This is a genomic window from Enterobacter sp. WCHEn045836 (genome assembly GCF_003965585.1).
Taxonomy (GTDB): Bacteria; Pseudomonadota; Gammaproteobacteria; order Enterobacterales; family Enterobacteriaceae; genus Enterobacter; species Enterobacter dissolvens.
Genome location: NZ_RXPT01000038.1, coordinates 1 through 13,022 on the forward strand (window position 1 = coordinate 1; position 13,022 = coordinate 13,022).

Below are 13,022 nucleotides of genomic sequence, written 5' to 3' on the forward strand. Positions count from 1 at the left end.
GGCCTCCGTGCAGGCATTATTTATGGGGATCCCTCAGCCCGCCGGGAGAGGGAGATATTCTTTCGCAATTCCTGCGCTTTTGCCTCTCGTTTCTTGATACTTACCCTGATAACTATTATCTTGACGACGTGTTTCGAGAGGTCCCCCCATGAGTGAAGAACAACTGTTTTGCCGCAGGCCGATGGGCATGCGGATGGCGATGATCGTGCGTCAGTGGCGCGCCGTTATTGACGACGCCATTCTCGATACCGGGTTAACCCAGTCGAGCTGGACGGTAATGATGCAGCTTCATCAACTGGGGGATAACGTCTCGGTGAGTGAGCTGGCGGAGGTGCAGGGCATTGAACTGCCCCCGCTGATGCGCACCCTGACACAGCTGGAAAAGCAGGGATACCTGCTGCGCACCGTATCGCCGTATGACAAGCGCATCCGGCTTCTGACGCTGACGCCTGAGGGAAAAGCCATACTAAAAAGGCTCACCCAGGTGATTGAGACGTACCAGACGCGCGTATCGCAAAACATCGCGCCTGAGCATATCGAAATTTTCAGCGCCACCTTGAATCAAATCGCCTGCAATTTGCGGACAATCCGCGAAGAAGATAACAAGACCGAAAAATAATGACTCCTGAACAAAAGTTTGCCCGCTGGGTAAGGGTGAGTATTGCCTCTTTCCTGCTGATGTTTGTCTACTTTGTCGTCGCCGATATCTGGATCCCGCTGACGCCGGACTCCACCGTGATGCGCGTGGTGACGCCGGTTTCTCCGCGCGTCTCCGGGTATGTGTCGGCCGTGCACGTACACAACAACAGCCAGGTGAAGCGGGGCGACCTGCTGTTTGAGCTGGATGACACGCCGTTTCGCAATAAAGTGGAAGCGGCGCAAATCGCGCTTGAGCAGGCACGCCTGTCCAATGAACAGCTGGACGCGCAGATCGCCGCCGCCCAGGCCAGCCTGAAAACCGCCGTGCTGACCGCGCGTAACGACAAAGTGACCTTTGACCGCTACCAGAAGCTGAGCACGTTACAGAACGTTTCGCAGGCGGATCTGGATAAGGTCCGTACCACCTGGCAGAGCAGCGAGCAGTCCGTGAGCTCGATTCAGGCGAACATCCATAACCTGCGCATCCAGCGCGGCGAGCGGGAAGAGCACCGCAACGTGACGCTGCAAAAATACCGTAACGCACTGGATGAGGCGGAGCTGAACCTCGGCTGGACGAAAGTTTACGCCCAGGCGGACGGCACGGTCAGCAACCTGCAACTAAGCCCCGGATTTTATGCCTCGTCCGGCTCGGCCGCGCTGGCGCTGGTGAATAACCAGACCGATATTGTGGCGGATTTTCGTGAGAAGAGTCTGCGTCACACCCGTCAGGGGACCGATGCCGCCGTGGTGTTTGACGCCTTTCCGGGCCAGGTTTTCCGCGCCCACGTGACCAGCAGTGATGCGGGGATCCTTGCCGGACAGGAGGCGGTGAGCGGCGAACTGTCCGCCCCGGAAACGTCTAACCGTTGGGTGCGCGATGCCCAGCGAATGCGTATTCACGTGGCGCTGGATGAGGCGCTGCCGAAGCCGCTCCCGACCGGTGCTCGCGCCACCGTGCAGCTCTACAACAGCGAAGGGCCGTTTGCGCGCTTCTTCTCCGGGATGCAAATCCACCTGGTGAGCCTGCTCCACTATGTCTATTAGCACCCTGGCGCGGGTCTTTACCCCGCACGGCAACATCGTTTACACGGCCAATGACTTCCGCCAGACCCTGCGCATCGTCTTCGCCGGGATGATCGCCCTGAGCATTTCGAGTTTCTACAACACCAGCTACGGCGTGTTTTTCGTAGTGTACCCGATCATGCTCCTTTCGCTGGTGCCGGTATTTAACCGCCATGTGGCGAAGCAGTTTATCTTCAGCGCATCGCTGAACTGCGTCGAAATGGTGATTATCATCGGCTATCTGTCCCAGTGGCCGGTGATCATGACGCTGGTAGTTTTTGCGCTGTATGTCATGCGTTTTCGCTTTATGAGTAAGGGGCCGCTGTTCCTGTTCGGCTCAATGGGCGTGGTATGCCAGAGCGTGATGCTCAACTTTATGAGCTACCCCACCACCAACTGGCACACGCTTTTGTTCTCCAACATCGAAGCGAGCGTAATGGCGGTGTGTCTGAGCGCGTTGATGAACTACCTGCTGCCGGATGTTGAGCCGCGTAGGCCCCCGCCGCTGATCGAAAAAGACGCCGCCCGGGTTCGCCATGAGTCGCTGCTCTCCGGCACCGTCGCGACGATGATTTTCGTCGTTTTTCAGATGAGCGATTTGAGCGATTCACTCTCGGCGCTGATGGCGGGGATTTTGATTCTGTTCCCGATGCACTATCGTGGCGCGGTGATGAGTTCTATCTGGCGCGTGGTCGGCGTGGTGCTGGGCTGTCTCTATATTCTGGTCGTCCAGCTTATCCTCTACGATCACAGCAGCCATATGCTGCTGATGATGCCGCTGATCGGACTCGGTCTGGCGTTTGGCGCGCGCCTGCATGTGATGGAGAAAGTCGGTGCCGGAGTGGGGTTTTCCAGTATTACCACCATCGGCATTATGTTCGGGCAGAACATGCACCCGGACAGCGACCTTGTGTTCAGCGATCTGTATCGCATCACGTCCGTCACTTTTTCGCTGGTGGCGACGCTGACGATGGTTTTTCTGGTGCACTTGATCCTCAATCGCTTTGAGGCGACGCGCTACGTCATTGCGCCGCCCAAAGCGGATTAATGCGTAAGCACAGTGGGCAACTGCGAGAGTAAAAACAGGATCAGACCAATCGTCCCGCCCACCAGCGTGCCGTTGACGCGGATAAACTGCAAATCTTTGCCGATATTAAGCTCGATCTGGCGGGACATGTCTTTGGCATCCCAGCTTTTGACCGTGTCGCTGATATGGCGAGTGAGAAACACCGCGAAATCCGGTGCCACGCGGTGCGCCGCCTGCTCCAGGTGCTCGTTCAGCGATGCCCGCAGGCTGGCGTCAGCGAGCAGCGTTTCGCCAAACCACAGCCCGGCGTTGGCGATGCGCTGCTTCACGCGTGAATCCTCACGTTGCATATCCGCTTTCAGCCACTGACGCAGGTCGGCCCACATTTCACCCAGATAGCGGTTAAACGCGTCATCGTTCTTCAGGTAGTGCTTGATGTTCTCTGCCTTCGCGGCCATCTCCGGATCGTTTTTCAGGTTGTCGATAAACTTCAGCGTGGCGCGGTCAAACGCCTGGCGGATCTGGTGCGTGCGGTCGTGGCTGATATCGTCCAGCAGGTTATTCACCGCGTTCGACACCATCTCCGCGCTCTGGTCGCCCAGCCACTCGGTGGGCAGCACCATCGCCTTGCGCGGATGCTCGGTCTTGAGCCAGTGGACAATCTGGTCGGCAATAAATTCCCGCGTGCTGTCCCGCTGGATAAGCGTAATCAGTCGGTTGATGATGGCGTCCAGCAGTGCCTGATGACGATTGTTACGGGTCATGCTCTCCAGCATCACCGCGCTGGTTTCGGTGAAGTCCACTTTGTCGATGGCCTTATGCACCGCCCGTTTGAGCAGGCGCTGAATGCGCCCGTCATCGGTCAGCTCCAGAAAACCGCCCATCACCTGCATCAGATGCAACCCGACACGCTGGGCATTGTCGGGCTTGCTGAACCAACTGCCAATCATCTGCGCCGGTTCATAGCGGCGGATCAGCGCCACCAGCGACTGGGTATCGAGAAACTTCTCCTGCACGAACTGGCCGAGATTATCGCCAATCCGGTCTTTATTGCGCGGGATAATCGCCGTATGACGCGAGATAAACGGAATGGGCACCCGGCGAAACAGCGCGACGACCGCAAACCAGTCCGCCAGCGCGCCAACCATCGCCGCCTCGGCAATGGCCTTCACGCCGCGCACCCAGAAGGTTTGCGGCAGAAACAGGGTGGTGATAAACGCCGCGACGGCAATCAGCAGCAGCGACAGCGCCAGCAGCTTGGCGCGTTTGAGTTCAGCGATTTTTTCCATGGGTTAAGGATAGAGGTAAGTGAACCAAAAATGCAAAGCTGGTGTTAAGGGGGGAAGATGTATTCATTGAGTAAACAGACCGCTATTATATTAAAAATATATGCATTGGAATTATTTATTATTAATTTTTCTATGTTTTTTGTGCTCCTCTATTCTCAGATAAAAGATTTTGTGACCGTTGAGGTAAATTTAACTCTCTTGTTAGTCATAATATAAAGAACTATTCGTGAAAGGAGGGGTTATTAATGACATGGGAATACAAAGTATCGACAGGGGTATTAAGTCACAATGGCGAATTTGTTGCTAACTGCTATAGCGGTGCTGGTGAGTCGAAAGATAAGCCTGAGTGTGAGCGACAACGGAACAAAGGGCCCATTCCACGGGGTATTTATTTTATCTCAGGGTGGAATAACCATAAAAGCGCAGAAGCCATTATTCTTGAACCTATTGCTGGTACCAATACATTTGGTAGAGACCATTTTCAAATCCATGGAGATAAAAAAGGTCAACCACCAGGTTCTGCATCAGCAGGATGCATCATTATGAACGGCCAGGATAAGCGTCATATGATTTATGAGTCGGGTGATACAATACTGGTGGTGCGGTAATGAAGTATTTGATTGCGCTAATATTCATGTCTTTCCCGATGACTCTCCAGGCCAAAAGCTACACTCCAGCGCAGATTATCCAGATGATAAACGATAAAGGTGCAAGGCGTGTTGTAGCAGAATTGTATGCTAATGATAGCGGTGGGTCTGAATGGTGGAATCATGTCATTCTAGAGATCGGTAAAGGAAGTCAGGAATGGTTAGTCGTAGCGAGTGAGCTTGAATCTGGGGTCGATGCCAGTACGGCCGAAGATCTAAAGGCGGCACTTTCTGAAGCCATCCCGCATAACCCAGCGGGTGTTTTGGCAATTTTAAAGGATGATAAACCGTTACTCACTATTGAACAGGTTTGCGCTTTTGCCAATTTCCCCCAGACAGAAGCAGAGAGTAATAAACTTATTGTCGATTCAATCAGGGAGATGTTTAAGATTAAAAATCCGGCGGGTAAAAGATGTCTCGCCGTTATGATCGAAACCGTTGAACACTCTGTTCCATTCGATAAGGATATTTAAATGGCCATTCCAGGATATATGTCATTAATTGACGATGCGGGTAATATTATAAAAGGTAGCGTGAGAGTTAAAGACCGTGAAAATCAGATTGAAGTTTTAGGCCTCTATCATAACGTAAGCTATAACTCTGATCTGCATAATGGCAGAATGTTGAGCAAACGGCAGCATCGTCCATTTCTAATCGAGAAGGAAATTGATGCCTCTAGCGTTCTCCTGTATAAAGCATTGAGCACGGGGGGCACGCTCAGGAAAGCAACTATCGACCTGTATAGAATCAATGATGCCGGGCAAGAAGAAACCTATTTTACGATAACGCTGGAAGCGGTGAAGGTCGTCACGGTGTTTTCAGTGATGCATGACGTGAAAGATACTTACCATGACAAACAAGGGCATCTTGAGCTTGTTGCGCTTCGTTATGAAAAGATTACCTGGCATTACCGTGACGGTAACGTTATTCATTCGGATGACTGGGATTATCGGTTAGGGGCTTGATTAACTGGCTACGGGAGAGAGACGGTTTCCCGTAGCCAGGGTGAAATGTCTGCTGTATTTCAATCTTTTAACCGTGTAATTTGTTTTTTATTGAAAACATTAATGTTTAAGTTCTTAAAGATTTTCCCTTCACCCCATTGCTTAATTGTTGGACGTACTTTACCGATAACGATAATCTCGTCTTTAGCTCCGAGGTTTTCAAAAAAGGTAGTATCGTTACAGGTTAAACCTGGAGCGAAAAACTCTTTGCTTTTATCCTCATGCTCCAGTGTACATAACTCTCCTTTGAGGGAGCAGAAACTGCCTCTTTCAGTATTAATGTGTTTCTGTGCTTGTTTAACAGTAATAAGAATTGCGACGGGATGAGCGATTTTCTCGGCTTTTTTAAAAAGGATGGGATAACGGTCTTCATCATAGAAAAAGTCATTCCAGCTAATTTTCTTGCCGTTATAATCTATCTTCACCAGGTCAGATAGTGTTTTCTTATCGCTACTTTCCTCAATTTTTGCTCTGATTTTGGCAATGCCTGCAGCCGTATTAAAGTAATCAGCGAGACGCTTTTCTGTTTTCTTATATCGAATTCGCTTGCGTGCTTTCTCTTCCGAATCGGCTTCTTCATCTGGTGTAAAACTGGCTTTTCTTAGGGCTGCACTGGCTTCAATAAGGACGTTCATTCGGAAGATAAACGCTGAATCCTGCGCTTCGAGAAGAAGTTTTCCGTCTTCAATATTCTGTGAATGAGCGACAAGAGAAGTGATTGCTGATTTGACGCTGTTTTTACAATCGAAAGTATGTTCCTCGTTTTTCTGTAAACGTAAGAACGCTGAAATATTCTTACCGTTACGTTTGTGAGCCTTGACCCAGCTAATTTTAGCGGGGCAGAACTCACATATCAGCCTGTCTCTTTCACTCTCTTTAATATCTGCTACAGGAATATGAGAGTGTATATTGCGCGCATCACGCGCGTAAAACATTTTTAATCCTTCTGCCATAACATGCTCCTTATAATCATTGTTGCACCGTAAGAACACTCTTTGCCAAAATGATTTATGAAGTTACATAGAGTGTGCTTTTGATGGAACTGGTAGAAGAGAACTTTGAATGCTGATGTAAAAAAGCCTGCCATTCCGGGAGTAAGTCAGCACGACGGGACATTTCACGTCCAGCAAGCAGTTCAAGAAGTTGCAGTAACCCTTCTTTATCGTCCAGCGCGCGTAGTGTGGCGTCATCATCATTCAGGAATTGATGCCCGCGCTGGGTGGGTTCCCAGGTATCTTTCGGCGTCGTTTCCATCAGTTCGAAAACAGAAGAGTTAAGAAACAAATAGCAACCGTAACTATGACGGGGATTGAGGATATGGTTATCCTGGTTCCAGATTTTCAGCGCGATCTCAGCGTCTTCGCCTTTCAGGCGTTCGTTGATCCACATATCGGGTTCGGACCAGTCGACCGGCTTTTGCGGCGTACCGGTTTGTTCCTGTATTGCATTGATCATGTTACGTACAGAATTTACTGAATAGCCGGAGACGGCTTTCATCATTGCCTGAACCTGCGCATAGGTTGGAAAAAGTGGCGTGATGACTTTGTAATTTTTCACGTTGTTCCCTTAACGATTGCTGTGGCTTTAGCTTGCCACGTCAGGGAAGAAATACTAATAGCTAAGTCACTTATTTTGTAAGGCAATGAAGGCGTTGTTTTCTATATGGGCAAAACACTATTTGATAGCAGCTGCCACAGCACCCACCCACCAAACCCCATCAGCACGCCCCCCGCCGTGCGCTCAATCAACCACAGCGCACGGCTGAGCTTCTGTTGCACCGCGGGCAGCCCCATCAGTGATACCAGCGCCAGATCCCACACCAGCACCACCATCACCATCCAGACGCCGCAGGTCGCCTGCTGCAGTAGCGTGACGTCCGGCCCCAGTAACGCCGTCATCAGCGCCAGATAGAACAGGGCGTTCTTTGGATTTAACAACGCCGAGCCAAGTCCCAGCAGGATCTGCTTACGCAGTGAAGGGAAGCGCTGGTGGGTTTCATTCAGCGCCAGCGCTTGCGGGCGGCTGCGCACCAGATGCGAGCCAATCCACAGCAGGTACAGTGCCCCGCAAAGCTCGATAAGGGTAAACAGCCACGTAAACTGGCGCAGCGCGCTCCAGCCAATAATCACCAGAAGGATATACAACCCGTTACCCACGGCGATGCCGATGCACAATCCAGCGCTGCCGCGCACCCGGTAGCGCGCCGCGTAGCCCACCAGCAGGAAGAAATCCGGGCCCGGGCTTAACAGGGCGACAAAATGCGCCAGCGCCAGAGCGAGAAAAGCGGAAGGGAATAACAGTTCCATAGCAACCTCTGTGTAAAAAACCGAGGTCAGACTACGGCGATGCAAACGCTATTTATTGTCCGATATTGATCGGCCCGTGGCGTACTGGCGCGGCGTGGCGGCGGTATAGCTTACAAAGGTCTTATGAAAATGGCTCTGATCGGCAAACCCGCTCTGGTAGCCGACATCGGCAATATCATCCCCGGCACGCAGCCGCGCTTTGGCGTATTCCACGCGGGAGATGTTGAGAAAGCTGCCCGGCGTGAGGCCAGTGTCCTGCCTGAAGGTGCGGATCAGCGTCTCTTTGCGCAGCGAGAAGCGGTGGGCAAGGTCGTCGAGTGACGGCGGGCTGGTTAAATCGGCAAGAAACGCCTGCTGGATGTGCTGGCTGGTTGAGCGTAGCTCACCCGTGCGGCTGGCGCAGCGCGGAAGGGCAGTAATCAGCATGTTCAGGGAATTAGCCGACATGTTCTCAACAACGTTCAGGTAAAGAGCAAACAGCGTGCTGTCGCGAATGACCTGTTCTGCCAGGGGATAATCCGTGTCGATATAGAGCATATGATAGCTGCGGGGCTGTCCCGCAACGGGGTTGCAGCTGTGCGGCACATGCGCCGGGATCACGATGAGATCGCCTGGGCGGAGGATGTACTGCGTGTCATTGCACCGGCAGCAGGTCTGGCCTTCCATTATCGCGCCAATCGAGAGTTGGGGGTGACAATGACGTTTATACGCCACGGTACTCTGCCAGGTGCTGCGCAGCTCAAGGCCCGGAAGGCGGTTAAAGGTCTGGCGGATGTGTCGGGTATGGGTCATAGGCGCTCCTGTCAGGAACATTTTTATACCATGCCCTGGCCCCACTAAGAACCTTCCGGATATACCCAACTTTACGTCCATCACCCGTCATGTTGTCTACCCTTACTACCCTAAGCGGTAAAACATGGAGATTCGATATGGCTTATCAGACAGTAAATCCTGCCACCAACCAGCTCATCAAAGAATATCCCTCTCATACCGACGCGGATATCGAAGCGGCGCTGAAAGCGGCCGACGCCCTTTACCATTCGCAGTGGGCGAAAGGTGATATTGATCAGCGCCTGCCGGTGCTGCATAAGCTTGCCGACCTGATCGACGAACGCACCGAGGAGCTGGCTAAAATTGCCAGTCAGGAGATGGGTAAGCTCATCGAACAAAGCCGCGGCGAGGTGAAGCTGTGCGCGCAAATCGCCCGCTACTATGCCGATAACGCGAAGCAGTTCCTGGCCCCGGTGAAGTACCCGTCTGAACTCGGGGAAGCGTGGGTGGAGCATCACCCCATCGGCGTGCTGATGGCCGTGGAACCGTGGAATTTCCCGTATTATCAGCTAATGCGTGTTCTGGCACCGAACCTGGCGGCGGGTAATCCGGTTCTGGCTAAACATGCCAGCATCGTGCCGCACTGTGCCGAGACCTTCGCCCATCTGGTGCGTGAGGCAGGGGCGCCGGAAGGGGCGTGGACCAACCTCTTTATCTCGTCTGAGCAGGTGGCGAACATCATCGCTGACGACCGCGTACAGGGGGCCGCGCTAACCGGCTCTGAGAAAGCGGGCAGCGTGGTGGCCGCGCAGGCGGCGAAGCACATCAAGAAATCCACCCTTGAGCTGGGCGGTAACGACGTTTTCGTGGTGCTGGACGACGCGGATCTCGATAAAGCGGTGAAGACAGGCGTGAACGCGCGACTCAACAACGCCGGTCAGGTCTGTACCGCAGCGAAGCGCTTTATCCTGCATGAGAAAATTGCCGATGCTTTCCTGAGCAAATTCACCGACGCCTTTAAGCAGGTAAAAATTGGTGACCCGCTGGATGAAAGCACCACGCTTGGTCCACTGTCGTCTAAAGATGCGCTCGAAACGCTGACAAAACAGGTCAACGAGGCGGTGAAAAAGGGCGCGACGTTACACTATGGTGGTAAACCGGTGCAGCGCGACGGGAGCTTCTTTGAGCCGACGATCCTGACGAATATCTCCCGCGACAACCCGGCGTACTTCGAGGAGTTCTTCGGCCCGGTGGCGCAGATCTATGTGGTGAAAAACGATGACGAGGCGGTCGCCCTGGCGAACGACTCTCACTACGGACTGGGCGGTGCGGTGTTCAGTCAGGATATTGAACGCGCGAAGAAAATGGCGTCACGGATTGAGACCGGAATGGTGTATATCAACTGGCTCACCGATACCGCGCCAGAGCTGCCGTTCGGCGGCGTGAAGCGCTCCGGTTACGGACGCGAGCTGTCGGATCTGGGGATCAAAGAGTTTGTCAACCAGAAGCTGGTGGTGGTGCGTAAGTAAGCGGTAATAAAAAACCTGCCAGCCGGCAGGTTTTTTTAGAGATTATTGCACTTCAATTTTATCCCAGCCGCTTTTGAACATGCAGCTGTCTACGAGGGTCGCCCTGCGATCCTCATTGGCGTCTTCAACCGTGTAGCTCGTGGAAATATCCTTTTTCTTGTTCTTCAGATCCGTTTTTTCCGAGTCCGAACCGGTCACGACGTTATCCGGGGGCAGATCGATCAGCGCCTGCGCTTCACATTCCGTGAGCTTTTTGTTCATTTCAGCGTCGCTGACGCCCGGTTTCACCCATTTGTACTGGACGCAGCCGGTGAGCAGAAGCGTGAGGCTCAGAACGCAAAGCGCGGTAATGCGGTGTTTCATCAGAAGGTGACTCCACCGCCAACATAGGCACCGTCAATCAGGGTGTGGCCTGGACGACCGTCTTTACCATCAACGCTCACGTGGCGGTAACCCACTTTCAGGGTCACTGGTGTAACTGGCGTCCAGCTTACGCCGCCGTTGGCTTCAACGTAGTTTTTCACGCTGTTGTTCATCCCTTCTGGTGCCACGTAGCCTTCACCATACAGATGAATGCTGTCGGTCAGGGCAACGTTTACGCCGCCACCAATCGGGAACGCCACGCCGTTATCGCCTTTTTTCGGGCCGATATAGATAGCTTTTGCGCCCGCGTTCAGCATGACCGGGCCAAGACCCAGGTTATAACCCGCACCCACACCGCCGGTCTGCGTACCGTCATCGGTGTTTTTCAGCCAGTTGCTTTCCACATACAGGCCGGATGAGGATTTACCCATCTCCAGGTTGAGGTTGGTGAAGTTTTTACCCTGCTCAACGCTGCCACCCAGAGCCAGTGCAGAACCTGATACAGCAGTCAACGCAGTCAAAAGAAGGATATTCAGTTTTTTCATCTCATATGCCTCGTCATCAATTTAATCTGGGCGCACCTTAACAAGCGATGTTAATGACTGCAAATGTGATGAAAGTCGCCGTTTTATGCTGAGTTTGTTAATTTTTTAATTTGGAGGTGTTGCGAGAGTGTTGGGTTGCGAAGCCGTCAACGGGTAATGATTTGGCGTTTAGAAAGTATTTATTTTTTTAGCTAAACATAATCTGAACGAGAGCAGAAAGAGTGGTTCGCAGCGAATTAATTGGGTTTCTAATAATTTCCAGAAATGTTTCCACTGTTACAGATAACAACAGAGCTTTACATTTCTTTGGAGCTCCGGCCCGCGCAATGTTGCCATTCGATGTCATTTTCCTGACACGTTTCTTCTTTACGGTGTGAGCTTCACTTTATGGATGCTAACAATATGAAAAGAAAAATTATTCCTGTGCTAATCGGTTGTGCGCTCTCTTTCTCGGCCCTCGCGGTGCAGCCTACGGCTGAGCGCTATGTCGTCAGTTTTCCTGAAGGTACGCACGTGAACTACACCGGCGCGTTTGCCAGTGCCTTCCCGAACGGCCTTCCGGTTGGGATAGGTTCTGGCCTGCTGTTTACCGGTAAACAGGGCGATGCCCTGACCTTCGCAACCATTACCGATCGCGGTCCGAACGCGGATTCACCGAAAGTGGGTAAAAACGAAGCCAAAATTTTCGTTACGCCAGATTTCGCGCCGCTGCTGATGACGATTCGTGTTCAAAACGGCAAAGCGGAGGCCATTGATGCCCGTCCTTTGCATGACGATAAGGGCGAGATTAACGGTCTGCCGCTGCAAAGCGACGTGATTGGCTCCACCAATGAAGTGGCCTTCAGCGACACGTTAAAGGCACTGAAGGGCGACAATCGCGGGCTGGATACGGAAGGTATCACCCCGGACGGTAAAGGCGGTTTCTGGCTGTGCGATGAGTATGGTCCGTTCCTGATTAACATCGACAGTAAAGGGAAAATCCTGGCGATCCACGGCCCGCAGGCGGCGGAAGGGGAAAAAGCGATTGCGGACGGTTTGCCAAATATCCTCAAATGGCGTCAGGCGAACCGGGGCTTTGAGGGCCTCACCCGTATGCCGGACGGGCGCATTATTGCTGCCGTGCAAAGTACGCTGGATATCGACGGCAAGAGCAAGAAAAAGGCGCTGTTTACCCGTCTGGTGAGCTTTGACCCGGCAAGCGGAAAAACTGCGATGTACGGTTATCCCATCGACAGCGCGGCCTACAGCAAAAACAGCGACGCTAAAATCGGCGACATCGTGGCGCTCGATAACCAGCACATCCTGCTGATCGAACAGGGAAGTGATAAAAACGACGGAATGCGTAACCTGATTTACAAGGTCGATCTCAGTAAGGCGAGCGACCTGTCAGGCTTCGACAAGCCGGGCGAATATCCAGAGTTTAATGATGAAAAAACTCTGGCACAGCGCGGCATTACCCTTGCGCAGAAAACGCAGGTTGTTGATCTGCGCGCCCTGGGCTGGCAGCAGGAAAAGGCCGAAGGGCTGGCGCTGATCGACAGCAAAACGCTGGCGGTGGCGAACGATAACGACTTTGGCGTGAAAGTGGCGATGCAACATCCGGTCGAGGGCAAGAAGCTCAAGGATTATCGGGTGAACGCGGAAGGAAAGTTGACGCTGGATGATAAGCCGGTTGAGACGACCCTCAGCGTGAAGCCGCTGGAGAAACCGGAGTCTGACAGTGAACTATGGATTGTGACGCTGCCGGAGGCGGTGAAATAAGGTTTGCCCCTCATCCCTCACCCTGACCCTCTCCCAAAGGGAGAGGGATCCCCATAAAATAATGCCTGCACGGAGGACC

Annotated in this window: 14 protein-coding genes and 1 pseudogene; 8 read left to right on the top strand and 7 right to left on the bottom strand. The window is 52.7% G+C overall.

Annotated elements, in window-relative coordinates; genetic code table 11:
- The first annotated feature begins 148 nt into the window (after positions 1–148).
- From EKN38_RS25480 to EKN38_RS25490, 3 genes are read left to right on the top strand one after another with little or no spacing between them, the layout of a single operon-like run.
- Positions 149–619 (top strand): MarR family winged helix-turn-helix transcriptional regulator, encoded by a 471-nt coding sequence (locus tag EKN38_RS25480; protein WP_013095432.1) that lies wholly within the window; start codon positions 149–151, stop codon positions 617–619.
- On the top strand, positions 616–1,683 hold the full coding sequence (locus tag EKN38_RS25485) for an HlyD family secretion protein (protein ID WP_118283638.1): 1,068 nt from the start codon (positions 616–618) through the stop codon (positions 1,681–1,683). Before EKN38_RS25480 ends, EKN38_RS25485 begins: the two co-directional genes overlap by 4 nt.
- Positions 1,673–2,749, top strand: a complete 1,077-nt coding sequence (locus EKN38_RS25490) for a DUF2955 domain-containing protein (protein WP_014830517.1) — start codon at positions 1,673–1,675, stop codon at positions 2,747–2,749. Before EKN38_RS25485 ends, EKN38_RS25490 begins: the two co-directional genes overlap by 11 nt.
- On the opposite strand, the gene EKN38_RS25495 is transcribed toward EKN38_RS25490, so the two are convergent.
- Positions 2,746–4,017, bottom strand: a complete 1,272-nt coding sequence (locus EKN38_RS25495) for a DUF445 domain-containing protein (protein WP_014830518.1) — start codon at positions 4,015–4,017, stop codon at positions 2,746–2,748. The two genes, EKN38_RS25490 and EKN38_RS25495, sit on opposite strands and share 4 nt — an antisense overlap.
- Before the next feature lie 245 nt (positions 4,018–4,262).
- On the opposite strand from EKN38_RS25495, the gene EKN38_RS25500 reads away from it, so the two are divergent.
- The 3 genes from EKN38_RS25500 to tssD are packed head-to-tail and all read left to right on the top strand — an operon-like array spanning position 4,263 to position 5,629.
- Positions 4,263–4,625 carry a tlde1 domain-containing protein gene (locus EKN38_RS25500; protein ID WP_071841828.1) on the top strand — a complete coding sequence of 121 codons (363 nt, stop codon included), beginning with the start codon at positions 4,263–4,265 and terminating at the stop codon, positions 4,623–4,625.
- Complete coding sequence (locus EKN38_RS25505) at positions 4,625–5,137, top strand: hypothetical protein (protein WP_014830520.1); 513 nt, start codon at positions 4,625–4,627, stop codon at positions 5,135–5,137. The genes EKN38_RS25500 and EKN38_RS25505 overlap by 1 nt, the downstream gene beginning before the upstream one ends.
- Positions 5,138–5,629 carry a type VI secretion system tube protein TssD gene (gene tssD / locus EKN38_RS25510; RefSeq protein WP_014830521.1) on the top strand — a complete coding sequence of 164 codons (492 nt, stop codon included), beginning with the start codon at positions 5,138–5,140 and terminating at the stop codon, positions 5,627–5,629.
- 59 nt (positions 5,630–5,688) lie between these two features.
- Here tssD and EKN38_RS25515 read toward each other — a convergent pair whose 3' ends face one another.
- The 4 genes and pseudogenes from EKN38_RS25515 to EKN38_RS25530 form a co-directional block, all read right to left on the bottom strand.
- Positions 5,689–6,621, bottom strand: a complete 933-nt coding sequence (locus EKN38_RS25515) for a hypothetical protein (protein WP_014830522.1) — start codon at positions 6,619–6,621, stop codon at positions 5,689–5,691.
- Between the two features lie 67 nt (positions 6,622–6,688).
- Positions 6,689–7,225, bottom strand: a pseudogene (locus EKN38_RS25520) (restriction endonuclease); the annotation flags it as partial.
- Positions 7,226–7,326: 101 nt separating this feature from the next.
- Positions 7,327–7,974: a LysE family translocator gene (locus EKN38_RS25525; protein WP_014830524.1), complete on the bottom strand. Its 648-nt coding sequence runs from the start codon at positions 7,972–7,974 to the stop codon at positions 7,327–7,329.
- Positions 7,975–8,022: 48 nt separating this feature from the next.
- Positions 8,023–8,766 (bottom strand): helix-turn-helix transcriptional regulator, encoded by a 744-nt coding sequence (locus EKN38_RS25530; RefSeq protein WP_014830525.1) that lies wholly within the window; start codon positions 8,764–8,766, stop codon positions 8,023–8,025.
- A 137-nt stretch (positions 8,767–8,903) separates the two neighbouring features.
- On the opposite strand from EKN38_RS25530, the gene EKN38_RS25535 reads away from it, so the two are divergent.
- Positions 8,904–10,274: an NAD-dependent succinate-semialdehyde dehydrogenase gene (locus EKN38_RS25535; RefSeq protein ID WP_014830526.1), complete on the top strand. Its 1,371-nt coding sequence runs from the start codon at positions 8,904–8,906 to the stop codon at positions 10,272–10,274.
- A 42-nt stretch (positions 10,275–10,316) separates the two neighbouring features.
- Here EKN38_RS25535 and EKN38_RS25540 read toward each other — a convergent pair whose 3' ends face one another.
- Together EKN38_RS25540 and EKN38_RS25545 are read right to left on the bottom strand one after the other, a co-directional pair.
- Positions 10,317–10,637, bottom strand: a complete 321-nt coding sequence (locus EKN38_RS25540) for a hypothetical protein (protein ID WP_013095439.1) — start codon at positions 10,635–10,637, stop codon at positions 10,317–10,319.
- Positions 10,637–11,182, bottom strand: a complete 546-nt coding sequence (locus EKN38_RS25545; protein ID WP_013095440.1) for a YfaZ family outer membrane protein — start codon at positions 11,180–11,182, stop codon at positions 10,637–10,639. Before EKN38_RS25545 ends, EKN38_RS25540 begins: the two co-directional genes overlap by 1 nt.
- Before the next feature lie 402 nt (positions 11,183–11,584).
- Between EKN38_RS25545 and EKN38_RS25550 the strand changes: the two genes are divergently transcribed.
- Entirely contained in the window at positions 11,585–12,943 is a 1,359-nt protein-coding gene (locus tag EKN38_RS25550) for an esterase-like activity of phytase family protein (protein WP_014830527.1), read from the top strand.
- Positions 12,944–13,022 lie beyond the last annotated feature (79 nt).